At 36.1% G+C, this 22,930-nt stretch carries 19 protein-coding genes; all 19 read left to right on the top strand.

The genetic code is table 11. From position 1 onward, the window contains the following. Positions 1-6: 6 nt before the first annotated feature. The 19 genes from eno (at position 7) to argF (ending at position 22,866) form a co-directional block, all read left to right on the top strand. Positions 7-1,305: a phosphopyruvate hydratase gene (gene eno, locus CAT7_RS02060; RefSeq protein ID WP_007721480.1), complete on the top strand. Its 1,299-nt coding sequence runs from the start codon at positions 7-9 to the stop codon at positions 1,303-1,305. Positions 1,306-1,791: 486 nt separating this feature from the next. Beyond that, entirely contained in the window at positions 1,792-4,632 is a 2,841-nt protein-coding gene (locus tag CAT7_RS02055; RefSeq protein WP_007721476.1) for a sigma 54-interacting transcriptional regulator, read from the top strand. Positions 4,633-4,695: 63 nt separating this feature from the next. Continuing rightward, positions 4,696-5,193 carry a mannose/fructose/sorbose PTS transporter subunit IIB gene (locus tag CAT7_RS02050; RefSeq protein WP_007721473.1) on the top strand — a complete coding sequence of 166 codons (498 nt, stop codon included), beginning with the start codon at positions 4,696-4,698 and terminating at the stop codon, positions 5,191-5,193. A gap of 193 nt (positions 5,194-5,386) precedes the next feature. Then, a complete protein-coding gene (serC, locus tag CAT7_RS02045) occupies positions 5,387-6,466 on the top strand; it encodes a 3-phosphoserine/phosphohydroxythreonine transaminase (protein WP_007721470.1) in 1,080 nt (359 codons plus the stop codon). Between the two features lie 4 nt (positions 6,467-6,470). Further along, positions 6,471-7,652 (top strand): 3-phosphoglycerate dehydrogenase family protein, encoded by a 1,182-nt coding sequence (locus tag CAT7_RS02040; RefSeq protein ID WP_007721468.1) that lies wholly within the window; start codon positions 6,471-6,473, stop codon positions 7,650-7,652. Between the two features lie 11 nt (positions 7,653-7,663). Then, positions 7,664-8,905: a DUF1015 domain-containing protein gene (locus CAT7_RS02035; RefSeq protein ID WP_007721466.1), complete on the top strand. Its 1,242-nt coding sequence runs from the start codon at positions 7,664-7,666 to the stop codon at positions 8,903-8,905. A 107-nt stretch (positions 8,906-9,012) separates the two neighbouring features. Beyond that, a complete protein-coding gene (gene secG / locus CAT7_RS02030) occupies positions 9,013-9,249 on the top strand; it encodes a preprotein translocase subunit SecG (RefSeq protein WP_007721464.1) in 237 nt (78 codons plus the stop codon). A 187-nt stretch (positions 9,250-9,436) separates the two neighbouring features. Further along, positions 9,437-10,189 (top strand): alpha/beta hydrolase, encoded by a 753-nt coding sequence (locus tag CAT7_RS02025; protein WP_007721462.1) that lies wholly within the window; start codon positions 9,437-9,439, stop codon positions 10,187-10,189. 3 nt (positions 10,190-10,192) lie between these two features. Further along, positions 10,193-12,544: a ribonuclease R gene (gene rnr / locus CAT7_RS02020; RefSeq protein ID WP_007721460.1), complete on the top strand. Its 2,352-nt coding sequence runs from the start codon at positions 10,193-10,195 to the stop codon at positions 12,542-12,544. Between the two features lie 32 nt (positions 12,545-12,576). Then, entirely contained in the window at positions 12,577-13,035 is a 459-nt protein-coding gene (smpB, locus tag CAT7_RS02015) for an SsrA-binding protein SmpB (protein WP_007721458.1), read from the top strand. 111 nt (positions 13,036-13,146) lie between these two features. Continuing rightward, complete coding sequence (locus tag CAT7_RS02010) at positions 13,147-13,620, top strand: glutathione peroxidase (protein ID WP_007721455.1); 474 nt, start codon at positions 13,147-13,149, stop codon at positions 13,618-13,620. Between the two features lie 176 nt (positions 13,621-13,796). Beyond that, positions 13,797-15,791 carry a fructose-bisphosphatase class III gene (locus CAT7_RS02005; protein ID WP_007721453.1) on the top strand — a complete coding sequence of 665 codons (1,995 nt, stop codon included), beginning with the start codon at positions 13,797-13,799 and terminating at the stop codon, positions 15,789-15,791. 127 nt (positions 15,792-15,918) lie between these two features. Then, positions 15,919-16,599: a histidine phosphatase family protein gene (locus tag CAT7_RS02000; RefSeq protein ID WP_007721452.1), complete on the top strand. Its 681-nt coding sequence runs from the start codon at positions 15,919-15,921 to the stop codon at positions 16,597-16,599. A gap of 34 nt (positions 16,600-16,633) precedes the next feature. Continuing rightward, complete coding sequence (locus CAT7_RS01995) at positions 16,634-17,416, top strand: Cof-type HAD-IIB family hydrolase (RefSeq protein ID WP_007721450.1); 783 nt, start codon at positions 16,634-16,636, stop codon at positions 17,414-17,416. A gap of 184 nt (positions 17,417-17,600) precedes the next feature. Then, complete coding sequence (argC, locus tag CAT7_RS01990; protein ID WP_007721448.1) at positions 17,601-18,638, top strand: N-acetyl-gamma-glutamyl-phosphate reductase; 1,038 nt, start codon at positions 17,601-17,603, stop codon at positions 18,636-18,638. A gap of 19 nt (positions 18,639-18,657) precedes the next feature. Continuing rightward, positions 18,658-19,893 carry a bifunctional glutamate N-acetyltransferase/amino-acid acetyltransferase ArgJ gene (gene argJ / locus CAT7_RS01985; protein WP_007721446.1) on the top strand — a complete coding sequence of 412 codons (1,236 nt, stop codon included), beginning with the start codon at positions 18,658-18,660 and terminating at the stop codon, positions 19,891-19,893. Between the two features lie 9 nt (positions 19,894-19,902). Then, positions 19,903-20,706 carry an acetylglutamate kinase gene (gene argB / locus CAT7_RS01980; RefSeq protein ID WP_007721444.1) on the top strand — a complete coding sequence of 268 codons (804 nt, stop codon included), beginning with the start codon at positions 19,903-19,905 and terminating at the stop codon, positions 20,704-20,706. Next, positions 20,699-21,916, top strand: coding sequence for an acetylornithine transaminase (locus tag CAT7_RS01975; RefSeq protein ID WP_007721442.1), 1,218 nt, complete (start codon positions 20,699-20,701; stop codon positions 21,914-21,916). The genes argB and CAT7_RS01975 overlap by 8 nt, the downstream gene beginning before the upstream one ends. Further along, entirely contained in the window at positions 21,913-22,866 is a 954-nt protein-coding gene (argF, locus tag CAT7_RS01970; RefSeq protein WP_007721440.1) for an ornithine carbamoyltransferase, read from the top strand. The genes CAT7_RS01975 and argF overlap by 4 nt, the downstream gene beginning before the upstream one ends. Positions 22,867-22,930: the final 64 nt, after the last annotated feature.

Raw genomic sequence — 22,930 nt, 5'->3', positions numbered from 1 at the left:
AATTAAATGCCATTTATTACAGATATTTTAGCTCGTGAAGTATTAGACTCACGCGGTAACCCAACAATCGAAGTAGAAGTTTACACAGAAAGCGGAGCATTTGGCCGTGGAATGGTACCATCAGGAGCTTCAACAGGAGAACACGAAGCAATTGAATTACGTGACGGAGACAAATCTCGTTACCTTGGAAAAGGTGTTTTAAAAGCAGTAGAAAACGTGAACAACGTTATTTCTGAAGCTCTTATTGGATTTGACGTTCGCGATCAAATGGCAATTGACAAAACAATGATCGAATTAGACGGAACTCCTAACAAATCTAAATTAGGCGCTAACGCTATTTTAGGTGTTTCAATCGCTGTAGCTCGTGCTGCTGCTGATTACCTAGATGTTCCTTTATACCAATACCTAGGTGGATTCAATACTAAAGTATTGCCAACTCCTATGATGAACATCATCAATGGTGGATCACATGCTGATAACAGCATTGACTTCCAAGAATTCATGATCATGCCTGTAGGAGCTCCTTCATTCAAAGAAGCTTTACGTATGGGTGCTGAAGTATTCCACGCATTAGCTGGAATCTTAAAAGCAAAAGGTTTAGCTACTTCAGTTGGTGACGAAGGTGGATTCGCTCCTAACCTAAGTTCTAACGAAGAAGGATTTGAAGTTATCATCGAAGCTATCGAAAAAGCTGGTTACAAACCAGGTGAAGACGTTATGCTTGCAATGGATGCTGCTTCATCAGAATTCTACAACAGTGAAAAAGGTGTTTATGACTTAGCTGATTCAGGCGAAGGTGAAAAAACTGCTGATGAAATGATCGAAATCTACAAAAACTTAGTTGAAAAATACCCAATTATTTCTATCGAAGATGGATTAGATGAAAATGACTGGGAAGGTACTAAAAAATTAACTGAAGTTTTAGGCGATAAAGTTCAAATCGTTGGTGACGATCTATTCGTTACAAACACTGAAAAATTATCTAAAGCAATCGAAATGGGAGTAGCAAACTCTATTCTTATCAAAGTTAACCAAATTGGTTCATTAACTGAAACTTTTGACGCTATCGAAATGGCTAAAAAAGCTGGTTACACTGCAGTAATTTCTCACCGTTCTGGTGAAACTGAAGATTCAACAATTGCTGATATCTCAGTTGCTACAAATGCTGGACAAATCAAAACTGGTTCTCTTTCACGTACTGACCGTATTGCAAAATACAACCAATTGTTACGTATCGAAGATCAATTAGGCGATTTAGCTGTATACGAAGGCAAAAAAGCTTTCTACAACCTAAAAAACAAATAAGAATTTAAGTTAAACTAAATTCTTGAATAGAGAAACACTTCATTAGTTGAGGCAACGCAACTAATGAAGTGTTTTTTTCTCTTTTCTTTAAATGATGTAGCTGCTTCTAAAAATTCTTTCGGAATAGACGTATTTGCTTGTAAGAGCCCTGGTACCGTCTTAAGCCTAAAGTTGTCATGGTTGTTGCTGCTTCAGCTGCTTACAAACATGATAGACTTGGGCATGAGTGCCCACAGTGCTACCCTTTCATTTTTCTACAGGGCGACAAGCAATCCTATTCCTCCAGAAGTGTGAAGCATGAACTAAATTCATCTATCAACACTAAAAAGTATAGAGCCCAAAAAAATCACTTGTGGTTGTGAACAAAAAATGAACATTAACACCAGATTTGATACACAAATTTTACTGTATCAAATATTAGGATACAAAGCCGTTTATTTGTGATAGACTGTAAGCGATTAAGACTAAAAGAAAGCAGGTAGCTAAATGAAAAGAAAAGATTTAGTTTATCAGTTTGTAAAAAATCATACTGAAAACCTTACTAGTGATGAAATAGAATTCGGATCAGGAATGACAACTATTGAAATTTCTGAGGCGCTAAATATCATTCGCAATAATGTAAGTAAAGAGTTGAATCTTTTAGTTCGCGAAGGAAAGATAGCGAAACTTGAAGGAAGACCTGTGCGATATATTGACAGTGGTTGCTTAAAATGGAAGCCGTTATCGAAAGTTGTAAAATCCTATAAAGATGAAACCTTGATAAAAAAAGAACCCACAATAGAACAACAAGAAGATACTAGAAAAAATGATCATAATTTATTTGAATACATGATTGGCTCAAATGGTAGTTTGAAAAACCAGATGGAGCAAGCAAAAGCAGCTATTTTTTATCCACCTAAAGGCTTAAACAGCTTAGTAATTGGTCCAACGGGCTCTGGGAAAACTTTTTTTGCGAATGCGATGTATCAATATTCGCAAGACAAAGGAATCATTGAACCAAATCAATCAATGATCATCTTTAACTGTGCGGACTATTCGCAAAATCCGCAATTGTTGATGTCTCATTTGTTTGGACATGCTAAAGGGGCCTATACAGGAGCTACAGAAGCAAAAGAAGGCTTATTGCTTAAAGCTGACAATAATATGTTATTTCTAGATGAGATTCACCGATTGCCTCCTGAAGGACAAGAAATGCTCTTTTATTTTATGGATACAGGAACGTTTCAACCAATGGGGGAAACGGATAAACGGTATTCAGCCAAGGTTAGAATTATTTGTGCAACAACTGAAGATCCAAATTCGACTTTGCTAAAAACATTTGTAAGACGTATTCCCGTTACCATTCAATTGCCAGCTTTTAATGATCGTCCTGCTAGTGAACGTGTACAATTGCTTAAATTATTGCTTTCTATTGAAGCAAAACGAATCGACAAACGAATTGTTGTAGAAGAAGACGTCGTCAAGGCATTGCTTGGAAGTGTCACTTATGGAAATATTGGACAATTAAAATCCAGCATCCAATTAGCTTGTGCCAAAGCCTTTTTGAATAGTATGGATAATAACGAAGAAATGTTGATCAATATGGATGGTTTAACAGGAGAATTACAAGAAGGACTAATCAATATTGCAAGAAATCGAGATGAATTAAATGAAATCTCCAATTATCTTGAACCACGTATGATAATTCAGCCAAAAGATTCGGTTTATATTTTAGACAAAGATTCTTATGAATTGCCGTTTAATTTATATGAGATTATTGGAGATAAAGCCGTGATGCTAAAAGATGAAGGGCTAACACAAGAAGACATCGAAAATTTTATCACGACTGATATCAATCTTCATCTGAAATCCTTTTATAAAACCAATCAATTGATTCCAAATAATGAACACAACTTAAGAGATATTGTTGAACAAGAAGTCATAACTTTAACAAAAGAAGTATGGAAAATGGCGGAAGAACATCTAGGTTATAAGTTTAAACAAAACTTTTTATATGCCATGAGTCTTCATCTCAGTTCATTTATCAAGCGGTCTAAAGAAGGCTTTGTGCAAATAAAACAAAATAGTGAATTAGATAAAATAATTTTAAATTATCAAAAAGAATATGAAGTAGCCATTATGATTAAGGATCATATGAAAGAAAATTATCAAATTATTGTGCCAGAAGTAGAGTGTTGGTACTTAACGATGTTATTAGTGTCTTTAAAAGATCCAAATAATTTGGGAGATGTTGGAATAGTCGTTGCTGCACACGGTCGCTCAACAGCTACGAGTATGGTGCAAGTAGTATCAAAATTGTTAGATGTTAAAAATATTGAAGCTGTTGATATGCCTCTGGAAATGAGTCCGCAACAAGCCTATAAACTGGTTCTTGAAGCTATTCGAAATGTAAACGAAGGTAAAGGGGTGCTGTTGTTAGTCGATATGGGCTCATTAACTACTTTTGGCATAAAAGCGATGAGAGAAACGGATATTGCTGTCCAAATGTTAGATATGGTGACGACTCCGCTTGTATTAGAAGCTGCGCGTAAAACATCTTTAATGGATAACCAATTAGATGAAGTTTACTGGTCTTTGAAAAACTTTAGAGGATACAGCAATCTTCCTGAGGAAAAAACAGCTCTTTCTCCTGTGTTTCAACAGCAAGAAATCAATAAACCAAAGGCCATTATTACCATTTGTTCAACAGGTGAAGGAACCGCTATCCGAATAAAACAACGTGTAGAAAGTGTATTAGAAACTTTTATTGATGAGACAATTGAAGTTTTTTCTGTCTCTTTAGTCGGATTGGAAGAAGAAGTTTCAAAAATTGCTCAAGAGTATCATGTGTTAGCAACTGCAGGTGTTCAAAAGACAACTTTAGAGGTTCCACATCTTTCTTTAGAAGAGTTATTTCAAACTTCTGGAGATGAAAAAGTTAAACAAGTCATTCTAGCACAGCAATATCTTGAAGGAAACTACGCTAAGTCAATGGACACAAAGCAGCTTTGTGAAGAGTATTTAGCTACTTACTTTACCTTCTTAAATCCCCGTAAATTTATTAATATATTATGGGATTACACAGAATTTATTGAAGAAAAATTAAATACAACACTCAGCAACAGTGTTCAAATAGGGTTGTTGATGCACATGGCTGGAGTGATTGAACGAGTTTTATTTAAAGATCCACTCAATCAGCCAGATGAAGCCATTGATAAAAACTCTATTTATTATCAAGCGATAAAAGAAGCTAATTTAGTGCTTGAATCAAAATTAAATATGAGTATTCCAGAATCAGAATCGTTTTATATTGTTAAAATAGTTGATGTACAAAATGAAACGATTTAGGGTTGAAATCGATCAGTCTATCTATCTAATTTGTTGCAATGTGTAAAAGGAGAATGAGTGAAAATGTCAATGGAAATTCGTTTAGCTCGTATTGATGATCGTTTGATTCATGGTCAGGTTGCAACGGTATGGGCGAAAGTAACAAAAGTAAACCGTATTTTAGTGGTCAGTGATGAGGTAGCAAAAGACATATTGAGAAAAACGTTGTTAAAACAGGCCTCTCCTCCAGGAATTATTGTAAATGTCATTACTATTGATAAAATGATCTCAATATTTAATGATCCAAAATTCGATAGTTTTAAATCAATGTTGTTGTTTACAAGTCCACATGATGTAAGAAGAGTAGTGGAAGGCGGAGTAATTCTTGACTCTATCAATATTGGAGGCATGAGTTTTTCAGGTGGTAAAAAAATGATTACAAATGCTGTAGCAGTAAATAGTCAAGATATAGAAGACTTGAAGTATTTAAATGATAAAGGAATCAATTTAGAGATTCGTAAAGTAGTAGCAGACAATAAGGTTCACATGATGGATTTGTTGAAAAAAGAAAAAATGCTCTAATTTTTTTCTGAATATAGTTTAGAATCTGAATTAGATAAGCAAGAGGGGCTGATATATCGGCTCCTCTTTTTTGTATACTTTTGTAAAAAAGAATAAGTTTGCCTGTTTAAATACGAAAATACTGGTATAATAAAAAAAGAAGTTTATTAAAATTCGATTAGCTTAATCGGTATATTATTAGGAGTGGATTAAAATGGATCGTGTGTATAATTTCTCAGCAGGACCAGCTGTTATGCCGGTGACTGTATTACAAAAAATTCAAAAAGAGCTGTTATCGTATCAAGACAGTGGTATGTCAGTTATGGAATTGAGCCATCGGTCATCCTTATTTCAATCTATTTTGAATGACGCTGAATCATTATTACGTGAATTGATGGATATTCCTTCAAATTATGAAGTGTTGTTTTTACAAGGCGGAGCGAGTTTGCAGTTTACCATGCTGCCAATGAATTTAGGGAAAGCTAAAGTTGCATACGTCAATACTGGAAGTTGGTCGCAAAAAGCGATTGAAGAAGCTGAAAAAATTAACGGTCTAACGGTAGAAGTTATCGCTAGCTCAAAAGAGAATCAATTTTCCAAAAATCCTGTAGTACCCCTAGTCGATGAAACATTTGATTATGTGCATATCACAACGAATAACACAATTGAAGGCACAGCTTTTCTTGATGTTCCTACTAGTGGAGATATACCACTAGTAGCGGATATGTCTTCAAATATTTTATCAAGTAGCTACAAGGTATCGGATTTTGGTTTGATCTATGCTGGAGCTCAAAAAAATATAGGACCTTCTGGCTTGACAGTTGTGATTGTGCGCAAAGATTTAATCGGTCTAAAAGAAAATTTACCGGCAATGCTAGACTACAAAGTGCAAGCAGATAATGGTTCAATGTACAACACTCCACCAACATTTGCTATTTATGCAGCTAAATTAATGTTTGAATGGCTCCAAGAATTAGGTGGCGTTGCGGAAATTGAAAAATTAAATCGAAAGAAAGCCGCTATGCTTTATGAAACAATTGAAGCATCAAAACTATATCGTTCACCGGTTGATAAAGGGTCACGTTCTTTAACCAATATCCCATTTGTTACGGGAGATGCAGAAATGGACAAATTATTTATCAAACAAGCAGAAAATAAAGGGATGATTAATTTAAAAGGGCATCGTTCTGTAGGTGGGATGCGCGCTAGTTTATATAATGCCTTTCCTTTAGAAGGTGTAGAAGAATTAATTAATTTTATGAAAGAATTTGAAGCGAAAGTGAAAGGGGACTAGCAAGATGTATGCAATCAAAACGTATAATGCAATAGCCGATGAAGGATTGAAAAAATTTGAACCTGAACATTACCAGTTAAATAAAACGGAAAACCCAGATGGAATCGTACTAAGAAGTCAGAATTTGCACGATATGGTGTTTCCTAGCGAACTAAAAGCCATCGCACGTGCGGGTGCAGGAACGAATAATATTCCCGTAAATGAATGTTCTGAAAAAGGGGTAGTTGTTTTTAACACCCCAGGAGCTAATGCAAATGCAGTGAAAGAATTGATTTTAGCTAGTCTACTATTAGCGGTTCGCCCAATTATTGAAGGTGTGGAGTGGGTGAAAACGCTCAAAGGCCCAGATGTAGATAAAAAAGTAGAAGCAGAAAAAAACCGCTTTGTCGGGAGCGAATTGGCTGGAAAACAGTTAGGGGTTATAGGATTAGGGTCAATTGGCGCGATGGTCGCAAATGATGCTTACCGCCTAGGAATGGAAGTGGTAGGGTATGATCCGTATGTGTCAGTTGATACTGCATGGAGTATTTCTAGCCGGGTCAAGCGAGTGTTAACTATTGAAGAAGTGTTAAAAACATCTGATTATATCACGGTTCATGTACCACTGATGGAATCAACCAGAGCAATGATCAGTGCAGATAAATTAGCGTTAGTAAAAAGAGAAGCTGTTTTATTGAACTTTGCACGTGGAGAACTGGTTGACTTAGATGCAGTCATTGCTGCACTTGAAAAAGGTCAGTTGAAAAGTTATTTGACCGATTTTGCTGACGAACGCCTAATTGAATTGGACAATGCTGTTGTCTTACCGCATTTAGGGGCATCAACAGCAGAAGCCGAAATCAATTGTGCTAAAATGGCTTCAAAAACATTGAAATATTTTTTAGAGACCGGTAATATTGTTCATTCAGTTAATTTTCCAACTGTAGAAATGGCTCTTAATTCGCCGCTTCGTTTAGCAGTCATCAATCGTAATGTCACGAATATGGTCGCACAGATGTCAATTGGTTTAGCTGAATACAGCGTGAATATCGTGAACATTATGAATAAAAGTCGCGGAGACTATGCGTATACGTTGATTGATATTGAGTTTATTCCCGCTGAAAAATTAGCACTGATCGTTAAAAGAATCCAAGATGTCGAAGGGATTTTAAGTGTTCGAGTGATCAAAAATGATAATGGTAAATAGGAGGAGAAAATATGGTTAAGATTAAACCGTTTAAAGCTATTCGACCAGCACGAGAGTATGTAAAAGATATTGCTTCTCTTCCTTATGATGTGCTAAATACAGCTGAAGCTCGTGAACTGGGCATTCAAAATGAAAAATCTTTTTTACACATTGATAAATCAGAAATTGATTTGGCAAAAGAAAATTCTCCTTATGCGGAAGAAGTGTATCAAAAAGCTGCCAGTAACTTAAAAGATTTTTTGAAAAAAGATTGGCTAGTGCAAGATGATGAAGAACAGTTCTATCTCTATCAACTGACAATGAATGGACGTTCACAGATGGGATTAGTTGTTTGTGCATCTATCAAAGATTACCAAGAGAAAACAATTAAAAAACATGAATTTACGCGTGAAGAAAAAGAAGTGGATCGGATTCGACATGTTGATGCGGCTGATGCAAATACAAGTCCAATTTTTTTAACGTACCGCGATCAAGAGTCAATCGATACGTTAATTGAACAATGGGTGACCGAAAACGATCCTATTTATGATTTTTCGAGTTTTCATGCTGTAGAACACAAGGTATGGATCATTGATCAAAAGGCAGTTATAGCGCAATTGAAAAATTTATTTGAAAAAAATGTAGCTGAATTATATATTGCTGATGGACACCACCGAACAGAGTCAGCTGTGAAAGTAGCATTAAAAAGAAAAGAAAGTCATCCAGATGCACCGGAAGATGCAGAATTTAATTATTTTCTAGCCGTTCTTTTTCCAGCATCACAATTAGCCATTTTAGATTATAATCGAGTAGTCAATGGAGTAATCGAAGAAAATTTTCTAGAGCAATTAGCTGAAAAATTTGAAGTCGAAAAAGTGTTGGGCAGCTACAAACCTGAACAAGCAAAAACAATTGGAATGTACTTGAAAGGTGCATGGTATAAATTAACTGTCAAGCCAGCCTTTATTTCAAATCACCCTGTAAAAGGGTTAGATGTTTCGCTTTTACAAGAGCATGTATTGACGCCATTGTTTGATATAAAAGATATCCGAACAGATAAACGAATTGATTTTATTGGTGGAATTAGAGGATTGCAAGCGTTGAGTGATGCGGTAGATGAAGGATCATTTACAGTAGCTTTTTCCATGTATCCCACAGAAATCGCTGAACTGATACGAGTGGCAGACAGTGGAGAAGTATTGCCGCCAAAATCGACTTGGTTCGAACCGAAATTGTTAAGTGGATTATTTATTCATGACCTTGAAAGTAAATGATCGTATAAGAAAGAGCAAGCCAAGAACTTCATTTATTTTCTAGTAATGTAGGATTCTTTATGTTAAAATTAGGGGTAGAAGAAACGGCAGACAGGAGGGCATTGAAATTGTACGATACACTTTTAATTGCTGAACTAATTATTTCAGTTTTACTTGTTATTGTGGTGGCTATGCAACCAACAAAGACAAACAATGCTGCTAGTGCATTTACTGGCGGAGCTGAACAATTATTTGGAAAACAAAAGGCACGCGGGTTTGAGGCTGTATTGCAACGTGCTACAGTAGTACTTGGAACATTATTCTTTGCGTTGGCACTGGCTCTTGCTTATATAGCAATTAATTAACAAACTTAGTGAAGCTACCTGAATCTTCAGGTGGCTTTTTTTTCTAAAAAAATTCATTCTTTTGCTGAAGTGAAGTTGAGTGTAAGACTTTTCTTAATGATAATAGTGTTACAGTATGAAAAAAAAGGATTTTACAGTAAAATAGTAGAATGAAGACTTAAAGGAAACGAGAAGAAGGAGAATAAGAATGGCAATAAAATCATTTTTTTTTGAAAATGGGCCTCAAGCAGTCGTCTTGATGCACGCTTACTCCAGCACTCCTAATGATATGCGCATGTTGGGAAGAGCGTTAGAGAAAGAAAATTACACGGTTTATGCGCCTTTATTCAGAGGACATGGGACAACTGAGCCAGAAGATATTTTAGCTGCATCACCAATGGATTGGGTAGAGGATGCAAAAGAAGCGATTCAGTTCTTGCGCGAAAAAGGTTATCAAGAGATAGCAATCTTCGGATTATCTTTAGGCGGTGTGATTGCTACAAAAATACTGGTAGATAAAGAACCAGTCTTAGCGGGGGGCACATTCTGTTCACCAATGATAGATTTTCATAAAGGAAGCAATGTAAGAGAAGAGTTTTTAACATTTGTGCGGACAATGAAAAAGAAAGCTGGTTATTCTGAGATAGAAATTAACAATCTTATGCCAGAAGTAGTGCGAAAATTAGACAGTCAGTTAAATGAAATAAGTGCATTGACGCAATCAATGGAAACTCACTATAGTGAAATTAACCAACCTTTTTTTATTGCACAAGCTGGTCAAGATGAAATGATTGATCCGCAAGTAGCGATCGCGTTCAAAGAAAGATTAACACAAGCTGCAGTAGTTGACTTTCACTGGTATGAAAACAGTAAACATGCGGTAACGGTTGGAGTAGATAGAAAAGCCTTGCAAGAAGATGTGAGCAATTTTTTAAAACAGTTAGATTGGAATGGAGGATAAAAAATGAGCGATAAAAAAAAGTTACAAGAAGCGATTTTAGTTTTTATGACTGAACATAAAAATGTTTCGTTTCAAGTTAGTGATATCAGTGAGGGAATGGGCATGACAAGTGCAGCCGACTTCAAAACGTTAGTTAGTTCATTGGCTGAAATGGAGCGAGAAGGTAAATTATTTTTAAGTAGAAAAGGTCATTTTAAATTGCCAAGTAATGATCCGGTATTAACAGGGGTTTTTAGAGCCAGTGACCGAGGGTTTGGATTTGTTGCAATTGAAGATGAAGAAAAAGATATTTATATTCCACCTAATATGACCAATTATGCATTAGATGGTGACAAAGTAACGGTGGATATTATTAAACCTGCTGAACCTTGGTCAGATAAAGGTGCTGAAGGAAAAATTAAAGCTATTGTTGAACGCAACTTTACTCAATTAGTCGGAGAGTTCTATGCTTATAGTGAAGAAGGAATTGAAGAAACCGGATTATATGGGTATATCGATCCTCAAGATAAAAAAATTACAGATATTCGTGTGTTCATTGAAGCAGAAGGAATTAAACCCGTTGATGGTTCGATTGTTGTCGTAGAGATAACCTTGTATCCAGATGATGAATTTCCAAGAAGTATGCAAGGAATCGTCAAAAAAGTTGTAGGGCATATAAATGATCCTGGAATTGATATTTTGACAATCGTGTATAAACACGGTATTCCCACTGAGTTTTCAAAAGAAGCTTTGCAACAAGCAGATGCTGTTCCTGAAAAAATCAAAGAAACTGACTTTGAAGGGCGCCGTGACTTAAGAGATGAAGTTCTAGTAACGATCGATGGAGCAGATGCGAAAGATTTAGACGATGCTGTAGGCTTGAAATTATTGGATAATGGAAATTATCAATTAGGAGTTCACATAGCAGATGTATCGTATTATGTAACAGAAGATAGTCCTTTAGATAAAGATGCATTTGAAAGAGGAACCAGTGTTTACTTAACGGATCGAGTTATCCCGATGATTCCACAACGTTTATCCAATGGTATCTGTTCGTTGAACCCACATGTAGATCGCTTAACGATGAGCTGTGTGATGGAAATGTCACCGGATGGAGAAATTGTCGGACATGACATTTTCCAAAGTGTGATCCGAACAACTGAACGTATGACGTACACTGAAGTCAATGAAATAGTAACAGATAAAAATCAAGAAACACGTGAAAAATACAGTAGCTTAGTGGGTATGTTTGAATTAATGGAAACATTGCATCATACACTTGAGAAAAAACGTAAGTCTCGCGGGGCAATTGATTTTGATACAAAAGAAGCAAAAATTATTGTCGATTCTGTAGGAAAACCGTTAGATATTGAGTTGAGAGAACGTGGTGTAGGTGAACGCATGATTGAATCATTCATGTTGTCAGCTAATGAAACAGTCTCTGAACATTTTTCTCGGATGGAAGTTCCTTTAATTTATCGTATTCATGAGCAACCAGATAGCGATCGAATGCAAAAATTCATGGAATTTGTTACAGCTTTTGGTATCACAGTTAAAGGTACTAGCAAGGATGTTTCACCTAAGACATTGCAAACCGTTATCAATAGTGTAAAAGGAAAACCAGAAGAGCAAGTCGTTTCAACGATGATGTTAAGAAGTATGAAACAAGCCAAGTATGATGTAGAACCATTAGGTCACTTTGGCTTAGGCGCAGAATTCTATTCACACTTTACGTCGCCGATTCGTCGTTACCCTGACTTGATTTTACATCGTCTGATTCGTTCTTATGGCGAAGAAGGAACAGGGTCTGCTCAAAAAACAAAATGGGCAAATCGTTTACCAGAAATTGCAGAAGAAACGTCAAAAGCAGAACGTCGTGCGGTTGATGCAGAAAGAGAAACAGATGCATTGAAGAAAACAGAATTTATGGTGGATAAAGTTGGCCAAACGTTTGAAGGAATTATTGGTTCGGTCTTGAAATTCGGTTTATTCGTAGAATTACCGAACACAGTTGAGGGACTAATCCACATTTCAAATATGAAAGATGATTACTTTAACTACATCGAAGAACAAATGATGCTTGTTGGAGAACGAACTGGTGTGGTTTATCGCATTGGACAAAAAGTGAAAGTGAAAATTACAAAAGCTGATCCCGAAACACGTGAGATTGATTTTGAACTTGTTCCTGATCCAGATGCACCTAAGTATGATGGACCTAAACGTTCAACACAAGGCAGAGGTCGTGGCAACAGCCAACGTCGAGGAAAAGAAAGTTCATCTACCTATAAACCTAAACAAGAGGGAAGCAGTAAAAAGAAAAGCAAACCTTTTTATAAAGATGTAGCGAAGGCTAAAAAACCTAAAAAGAAAAATTAATTTAGAGCGAATGAGTCAGGAGGCGATTATTGATGCCAAAAGGTACAGGTAAAGTACTTGCTCAAAATAGAAAAGCAAGTTATGATTTTTCAATATTAGATACAGTAGAAGCTGGGATAGTATTGCAAGGAACAGAAATCAAGTCTATTAGAGCAGGTCGAATCAATTTAAAAGATGGTTACGCTAAAATTCAAAATGGTGAGATTTTTTTGCATAATGTTCATATCAGTCCTTATGAACAAGGAAATCAATTTAATCATGATCCATTAAGAACAAGAAAATTGTTGATGCATAAAAAACAAATTGTGCGCTTATTGGGAGAAACGAAATCTAGCGGAAATACATTGATTCCCTTAAAAGTTTATTTAAAAGATGGCTATGCAAAAGTATTAATCGGTTTAGCAAAAGGGAAGAAAAAATACGATAAACGAGAAGATTTAAAACGAAAAGATCAAAAACGTGAACTGGATCGAGCGTTAAGATCAAGATAAGCAGAAGTTGCGTTATCAAAGTCATTCCTTTTGACTTTGATAAAGTAAGTGATGTAAAGTAAGGACAAGAAGAAGTATCTAAAAATATAGTATGTGAAAGAAGGACTAACAATGTCTGTTTACGATTATACGGTCAAGGAAATTAGTGGAGATGAAGTTTCGCTTTCAAAATACAAAGGAAAAATTTTGGTAATTGTGAATACAGCAACCGAATGTGGTCTGGCCCCTCAATTAGAAGGTTTAGAAAAATTGTATCAAACGTATAAAGATCAAGGACTAGTTGTATTAGGGTTTCCTTCAAATCAGTTTATGAATCAAGAACCTCGTGAAGGTGAAGAAATTGCCAGCTTTTGTCAAAAGAATTTTGGTGTTTCTTTCCAACTTCATGAAAAAATACTGTTAAATGGTAAAAATGCAGATCCACTTTATCAATATTTAACATCAGAAACAGGAAATAAGAAAATTAAGTGGAACTTCACGAAATTTTTAATTGGTCGAGATGGCGAAATCATTAAACGATTTGGCTCAACAACCAAACCTGAAAAGATGGAAACCGATATTGCTGAAGCAGTAACAACTGGCTAATAGTATCAAAAAGGTCTCAGACAAACAGTCTTAGGCCTTTTTTTATTAGCGGTATTTTGTGCAATAGCGACGCTCTTTAAAAAACACGAGAACTATTTTAGCCTTTCTAACAAAAAAATAAAACATAAGAAACATGGTATAATGATTTGGTATAGATTATAAAGGGGTGAGAAAACATGGACTTAACTAAAAAATATTTAAGGTTATTAGCTAAAGAGTACCCGACTATAGGGGCGACAACTACTGAAATCATTAACTTAGAAGCTATCATGAATCTGCCTAAAGGTACGGAGCATTTTGTTAGTGATGTTCATGGAGAATACGAATCGTTTCAACATGTGCTAAGAAATGGATCAGGCAATATAAAAGAAAAGATTAAAGAAATTTTTCATAATCGTTTAAGTCAAAAAGAAATGAATAGTCTAGCGACATTAATATATTATCCTGAAAATAAAATTCGATTAGTTCGCAATGAGTTTGAAAATCAAGAGGAAACAAATGAATGGTATAGTATTACGTTATCTAGATTAATCGAATTATGCGTGTTTGTTGCTTCAAAATATACTCGCTCAAAAGTTCGGAAAGCTTTGCCCAATGAATTTGCTTATATTATTGAAGAGCTGCTATCAAAAGACGGAGACGGCTACACAAATAAAGAAGATTACTATAGTGAAATTATTGATAATATCATTGCGTTGGATAGGGGGGCTGAGTTTATTGCGGCTATTTCTTATCTGATTCAACGCTTGGTTGTCGATCAATTACATGTGGTGGGGGATATTTATGATAGAGGCCCTTATCCCGATAAAATTATTGATACACTGATGGAACATCATTCGGTTGATGTCCAATGGGGCAACCATGATATTTTATGGATGGGTGCGGCCAGTGGTTCAGCTGTATGTATTGCAAATGTGTTGCGTATCAGTGCTCGTTATGACAATTTGGAAATTATAGAAGATGCTTATGGCATTTCATTGCGTCAGTTGCTTACCTTTGCAGAAATGACTTATCCAGAAGATTTAGAAAGCTGTTTTTACCCGAAAGTGGACCCAGATAAAAAAGATTATTTTGAAGATGAAATACGTCAAATTACTAAAATGCATCAAGCTATTTCAGTCATCCAATTTAAACTTGAAGGAGAAATCATTAAAAGGCATCCTGATTTTCAATTAGACCACCGGTTAGTTTTAAATGGGATTGATTATGAAAAGGGAACAATATTCATTAAAGGGATAGAGTACCCGTTATTGAATACGAATTTTCCAACTATTGACCCAGCTGACCCCTACAAATTAACAGCAGAGGAAGAAATGGTCGTTGAAAAATTGGTTTCAGCTTTCAAAAACTGTGAACGTCTGCAGAAACACATTTCTTATTTATATAGCAAAGGCAGTATGTATTTAACGTATAATGACAATCTATTGTTTCACGGCTGTATACCATTGACTGAAACCGGTAGTTTTATGGGAATGGATATTCAAGGAAAACAATATACTGGCAGAAATTTATTGGATAAATTTGAAGAAATACTGCGTAAAGGTTACTTGAACAAAGACCATGAAAATAACGAGAAATATTTGGATTATGTGTGGTACTTATGGACAGGACCCGTTTCTTCGTTATTTGGAAAAGACCAAATGACTACTTTTGAACGTTATTATATTAAAGAGAAAGCTACACATGAAGAAAAGAAAAATGCATATTACAAAATGCGGAATGATGAACAAACGTGTGAAATGATATTAAGTGAGTTTGGTTTAGATCCTCTTAAAGGGCATATTATCAATGGACATACACCAGTAAAAGAAAAACGTGGTGAAGACCCGATAAAAGCAAATGGTCGCATTATTGTGATTGATGGTGGATTCTCAAAAGCTTATCAAGGAACGACGGGATTAGCCGGCTATACTCTGCTATATAACTCTTATGGGATGGTTTTAGTTTCGCATCAACCCTTTACTTCTGTAAATGAGGCGATTGAAAATGAAATAGATATCATGTCTACAAGAAGAGTGATTGACCGAGAGCTAGACCGTAAGAAGGTAAGAGAAACCGATGTAGGTAAAGAATTGACTAAACAAGTCGGTGATTTGAAAATATTGCTAGAAGCCTACCGTAACGGAGATGTTATTGAAAAACCGAGACAAAATTATACTATACTCAAATGAGTTCCAAAGAGGTTAATCAAATATTTACCTAATCCTAAACGGATATTTATATTATCGTGCATTTTTTTGGTACAATAAGAAGGATAAAAGAATGATTGATTCTATTACTGTACAGGAGGAGATTTTCATGGAAGAAGGTTGCACGTTTTATTTTGTTCGTCATGGACAAACGTATTTTAATCATTATAAAAGAATGCAAGGGTGGTCTAATACCCCTTTGACACCTCAAGGACGTGATGATGTTCGTAGAAGCGGACGAGGTTTAGCAGATGTTGAATTTGATGCAGCTTATACAAGTGACTTGAGCCGCACAATTGAAACAGCCACTATTATTTTAGAGGAAAATAAAAAAGGTAAAGACCTGACATTAAAATCAATGCCGGAATTTCGCGAAGTTTTCTTTGGTTCATTTGAAGGAAGCGATGTGGATGAAACTTGGGCAAAAGTAAATGAAACAATGGGTTACTCAAGTGTTGCTGAGATGTGGGCTGAAACGTCTATTCCTGAACAAATGAATGCATTTAAAAAAGCAGATCCGTATCACGATGCAGAAGATTTTTTAACTTTTTGGTTGAGAGTCGAACAAGGTTTGCTTAAATTAATCAATAAACACCGTGATACAGGAGATAAAGTCATGATTGTTGCTCACGGAAATACTATTCGCTATTTATTAAATAATTTAGTTCCAGAACTTGAAAATCCGCAGCCACTATTAAATGCAAGTGTCTCAGCTGTTAAATACTACAATGGAAAATACCATTTAGAAGTATACAATGAAGTAGGTCATTTTAAAGATTCAGAAAATTAATTTAGCTGATAGATTCAAAAAAAGGGAGATTCTTATGGTATTGCCAAAAGCTTTAGTTTTTTTCGATTTAGATGGAACGCTATTAAATAATAAATCTGAAGTAGACCAAGAAGTGATAGTTGCTTTAGAAAAGTTGAAAGAAAATGGGGGAGTTCCGTTTATCGCAACAGGAAGAAGCCCGATTGAGATTCAACACGTCTTAGATGCAACGCCTATTGAATCGTTTATCACGCTTAATGGTCAATACATTATGTATGAAGGCAAAGAAATTTATCGTAGTCAGATGCCGCAAGAGCTGTTAATTCGTTTAAAAAAAGCAGCTGATAAGTTAGGTTTGGCGATATCTTTCTACACGAGTGATAAAATTCGCGTTACTAATGCTTCGAAAGAGGTAGATAGTGCGTACAATTTTATTCATGCTAAAACACCGCCAATCGATGCAGAAATTCATTTAAACGAAGAAGTATTGATGTCGTTGATTCTCACCACAGATACGTCGGTTGATGCTCAGCTTAGAGAGGAGTTTCCTGAATTATCTTTTTACAGGAATACGCCATACAGCATAGATGTAATCACGAAAGGCAATTCAAAAGCTACAGGTATTCAAGCATTGGTCAAATTAATGCAGTTTGATGAGATTCCTACGTATGCTTTTGGAGATGGCCCGAATGATTTAGAAATGTTAACTCATGCTGACTATAGTGTCGCTATGGAAAATGGGATAGATGCGTTGAAGACGGCAGCTGATTATGTCACTTCCAGTCACATCGAAGGTGGAATTATTGAAGGGTTAGAATTTTATGATTTAATTAAATAAATTTTTTAGGTTAATAAGAGTCGTCAGCATTACGCTGATGGCTCTTTTTTTAGTTATTATACATTATATATACATTAAAAGTATAATATATGTATAAATTAATTAATTTTATCTTTTTAGTTGCATAAATAATACTTTTTGTTATACTGATAATAATTAAAATTACATGAAAGAAGGTTAAGGAATGATGAAAGTGGCTATTATTGGTGCAACGGGATATAGCGCTTTAGAGCTTATCCGTTTATTAAACCATCATCCGTATGTAACCGTTACGGAAATTATTTCGCATTCTCATTACGGGGAGTTGTTAAGCGATTTATATCCTCATCTAAAAAATAGTATGGAAAAACCTTTAATTGAATACGATCTTTCATACTTGGAAAAAGAAGTGGATTTGTTATTTTTCGCAACTCCAGCGGGTATCAGCAAGGAGTTGATTCCGGATGTTTTAAAAACGTCTTTGCAATGTGTTGATTTAAGTGGGGATTTTAGATTGCTAAAAAAAGATTATGAGAAATGGTACAAAAAAATAGCTCCGGAAAGTGACATACAAGAAAAAGCCACGTTTGGATTAGCTGAAATTTATCCAGAAGAAATAAAAAAAGCGGTCTTTATTTCTAATCCAGGATGTTATTCAACCGCGGCTTTATTGGGATTAATTCCTATTATTAAAACTGGATTAGTCACAAAAAAAGGAATCATTATTGATGCTAAAAGTGGTACTTCAGGGGCAGGACGTACACTCTCGAGTATGACGCATTTTTCAGAAATGAATGAATCACTCATTCCTTATAAATTTGGAGAGCACCAGCATACACCTGAAATTGAGTATTATCTATCAAAAGAAGCGGGTGAGGAAATAAACGTAACGTTAACGACTCATTTGGTTCCAATGACTAGAGGTCTCTTATGCACCATGTATGTACCGCTAAACCAATCAAAAACAGCAAAAGAAATATGGCAATTGTATCAAGAATTTTATGAAAAAGATCCATTTATTCGACTTCATCCGCTAGGTTCACTACCGCAAACAAAACAAGTTATTGGAAGCAATTATGTTGCTATTGGTATTCATGTAGATGAGCGAACCCAACAGTTGATCATCGTTACAGCGATAGATAATTTGGTTAAAGGAGCAGCCGGCCAAGCAATCCAAAATATGAATTTGATGAATGACTGGCCTATTCAAGAAGGACTAGAGAATAGCCCAATATACCCTTAAAAAAGTGAGGAGATAAATAATGTTGACCCATATAAAACAACCCATACAAACAATTCATATAGTAGAGGACGGTCATGTGACCTCGCCAAAAGGTTTTACCGCTGGAGGTGTACATACTGGTTTACGCAAATCAGCGCTTGATTTCGGCTGGATTCATTCTGAGATTCCAGCGACTGCGGCAGGTGTTTATACCCTAAACAGTTTTCAAGCTGCTCCACTTAAACTAACCAAACAACATGTAGATAAAGCCCAAAAAATCCAAACAATAGTGGTGAATTCTGGTAATGCTAATTCTTGTACCGGCGAGGATGGGTTATTAAAAGCTCAAGCAACTGCCGAACTTGTAGCTTATGAAAAGGGCATCGATGAGCATTTAGTAGCGATTGCTTCTACAGGAATCATTGGTGTTCCGTTGCCCTTTGAACCTATCAAGAAAGGTATCCAGTACTTGAATGACCCACTGTGTCAAAAGGTAACAAACTTTGAACGGGCTATTTTAACGACTGATATTGAAACCAAACACATTGCGATTGAACTGGAAATTGATGGGAAGATGATTACCATTGGTGGAGCTGCAAAAGGGTCTGGCATGATTCATCCTAATATGGCGACAATGCTAGGTTTTATTACAACAGATGCTGTTGTTGATAGTGAAAGTTTGGAATACGCGCTGAAATCTACGACTAATCAGACGTTTAATATGATCACAGTTGATGGAGACTCAAGTACGAACGATATGGTCCTTGCTCTGGCAAATGGCACACAAGGAAATAGCGTATTAACTAAAAGTCATCCACAATGGACTAAATTTATGGCAGGTTTTCAATACGTTTGCAAGATACTGGCTAAATCTATTGCACGTGATGGAGAAGGAGCTACCAAATTAATCGAAGTAGAGGTTTTAGGAGCCGAAACACTAGAAGCTGCTCGAGCTATTGCCAAAACAGTCATTTCTTCAAATTTAGTTAAAACTGCGATGTACGGCTCAGATGCCAATTGGGGAAGGATTATATCAGCCATTGGATACAGCAATCAAAAAATTGAACCGGCATGCGTAAAAATTTTAATTGGCGATACAGCAGTTGTTGAAAAAGGAATAGGTATTCCCTTCGATGAAGAAGCGGTCATGCTTACTTTAATAAAAGACGAGGTAAAGTTGTCGATTGATTTACAACAAGGCGTTCAAACAGCAACAGCATGGGGCTGCGATCTGACCTATGATTACATTCGTATTAATTCATCGTATCGGACATGAGGTGAGAAAATGGATATCTTAATTATGAAAATCGGTGGCAGTATACAAGACAAATTACCAGAGTCTTTCTACAAAACAATTGCTCATTTGCAGCAGACAAAAAAATGTTATCCGGTGATTGTTCATGGTGGTGGACCAATGATAAATGACTTATTAAAGAAATTAGACATTCCTACAACCTTCATCAATGGATTGCGCGTAACGACAACGGAAGTCTTGCAAGTAGTGGAAATGGTTTTAAGTGGTTCAATTAATAATGAGATTGTTACTCAATGTCAAATCCAACAACTGCAAGCTATTGGGTTGAGTGGTATTGATCATGGTTTACTGAAGGTAATCCCTATTCAGACAACAGAAGCTATTGGATTTGTGGGAGAAGTTACTGAAGTTAATACTGATTTTCTAATGAACTTACTCGAAAACAACGTTATTCCAGTCATTTCGCCTATTGGAATGGATGAGACGGGACAGCATTATAATGTCAATGGAGATATGGCAGCGTCGGCGGTTGCAAAAGCTTTAGGTGGTAAGTTAGCTTTTATCAGCAACGTTCCTGGCGTCATGAAGCGAAAGAAGAATGAACTGAAAATATATTCTTCATTAACGAAAGGAGAAGCTGAACAACTGATTAAAGATGAAATCATTACTGATGGAATGATTCCTAAAGTACGTTCAGCAATTGGAAGCCTGTCTATCCAAATGAAACAAGCAGTTATTCTTAATGGCTTAGAACCAGAAGACATTGCGAGTTATTTAAAAGGAAATCAAGTGGGAACAAAATTTGTTTATAAGGAGGAAGCGGCGTATGTCTAAAGAAAATAAACCATCTGCTCTGATGGCAACGTATGCGCGTTTTCCGATTACAGTTCTAAAAGGCAAAGGGACGCATGTATGGAATGAGAAAAATGAGATGTACTTAGATTTCACATCGGGCATTGCAACTTGTAACTTAGGTCATGTTCCTGATCAAATCACACAAAAATTGCACCAACAAGTAGATACTCTTTGGCATTGTTCTAATTTGTACACGATTCCTTCTCAAACAGAACTAGCTAAAGGACTCGTTCAACATTCTTTATTTGACCAAGTCTTTTTTTGCAATAGTGGAGCAGAAGCAAATGAAGCAGCATTGAAAATCGCGCGCAAATATGCAAAAGATCATGGGCATCCAGAACGTACATCGGTTGTATCTTTTAAAGAATCCTTTCATGGAAGAACTTACGCTACAATGTCCGTAACGGGGCAAGAAAAGGTCCAGACTGGATATACACCTTTGATGCCTGGCGTACGAACGTTAGCCTTTAATGAACTGTCTGATTTGGAAAAAATTCCTAATGGTAAAACAGCGGCAGTACTGTTGGAGTTGGTGCAAGGTGAGGGAGGGGTTAACCCAGCCCAAAAAGAATGGCTTCATGCGTTACAAAATATTTGCAGAACAGAGGATATTCTATTGATGGTCGATGAAGTTCAAACGGGGATGGGAAGAACAGGAACATTATTCGCGTATGAACAATATGGTATTGAACCGGATGTAATGACTTTAGCAAAAGGGTTGGGATCTGGTTTTCCAATTGGAGCTATGTTAGCCAAAAAGCATATCGCTGCGTCTTTTACTCATGGAACTCATGGGACCACATTTGGTGGGAATCCCTTAGCAGCGACGGCGGGAATAGCTACTTTACAGGCAATGGTTAAACCTGGATTTTTGAGAGAAGTGCAACAAAAAGCAGCTTATCTGCAGGAACAATTAGAACAAGTGGCAAGTCGTTCTAGCGTTATAAAAAAAGTGAAAGGGCTCGGTTTCCTTATAGGAATTGAAATAGATGTGGAAGCAAAAAAACTCGTAACGTTATTGCAAGAGCAGCATATTTTAACCTTAACAGCTGGACAAGGGGTTTTGCGTATTTTGCCACCCTTAACCGTCGAAATTGAAGAAATAAATGAATTTATTACCAAATTAGATTACGTATTGCAGCTCGTAGAAGAGAAAAACGAAAAGAAAGTGAGTGCAAATCCATCATGACAGAAACAAAATCGAAAGGGTATCAAAAGAATATTTTACAGGTAGCTGATCTGACAGAAAAAGAGGTAACGTTGCTTATTGAGGAAGCAATCGTTATGAAAGAACAAACTAAAGCAGGTATTCCTCATCTTTACTTACAAGGAAAAACACTAGGTATGATTTTCGAAAAGTCTTCCACACGGACAAGGGTGTCTTTTGAAGTTGGAATGACCCAACTAGGCGGACATGCCTTGTTTTTAAGTTCTAAAGATATTCAATTGGGGAGAGGCGAAAGTATCGCGGATACTGCTAAAGTTCTTTCGCGTTATGTCGATGGACTGATGATTCGAACATTTGGTCATGAAATAATTGAAGAGTTTGCTGAAAATTCAACTGTTCCTATTATAAATGGCTTGACTAACGAACATCATCCGATGCAAGTTCTAGCTGATTTTATGACCATTTACGAAAAAAAAGGGGCACTAAAAGGGTTGAATTTAGCCTACATAGGAGATGGAAATAACAATATGCCTCATTCACTAATGGAAGGGGCAGCCATTATGGGAATGAATATGACTATAGCTAGTCCAAAAGGATATGAACCATTAGAAGTTATTTTTAAAAAAGTTAAAATTAAAGCAGAACAAACAGGAGCGTCTATTCAATTTACTTATGATCCGGTTGAAGCAGTAACAAATGCCGATATTGTAGTAACGGATGTCTGGACAAGTATGGGAATGGAAGCGGAAGAAACAGAACGGACAACACACTTTCTGCCTTATCAGGTGAATGCAGAGCTAACTCATCATGCCAAAGAAGATTTTATTTTCTTGCATTGCTTACCTGCACACCGTGGTGAAGAAGTAACGGCAGAAGTGATTGATGGTATCCACTCAGTAGTTTTTGATGAAGCAGAAAATAGATTGCATGCTCAAAAAGCGGTATTGAAAAAGTTAATGGGACAGGATTAAAGTAAATAGAAATGAGACAGAACAATCATCAACCAAACTCATCCAATCTATTGATACAGTTCAA

The organism is Carnobacterium sp. AT7 (assembly GCF_000171855.1).
Taxonomy (GTDB): Bacteria; Bacillota; Bacilli; order Lactobacillales; family Carnobacteriaceae; genus Carnobacterium_B; species Carnobacterium_B jeotgali.
The sequence above is the reverse complement of the archived record's forward strand: the minus strand, read 5'-3'. Positions and strand labels throughout refer to the sequence as shown.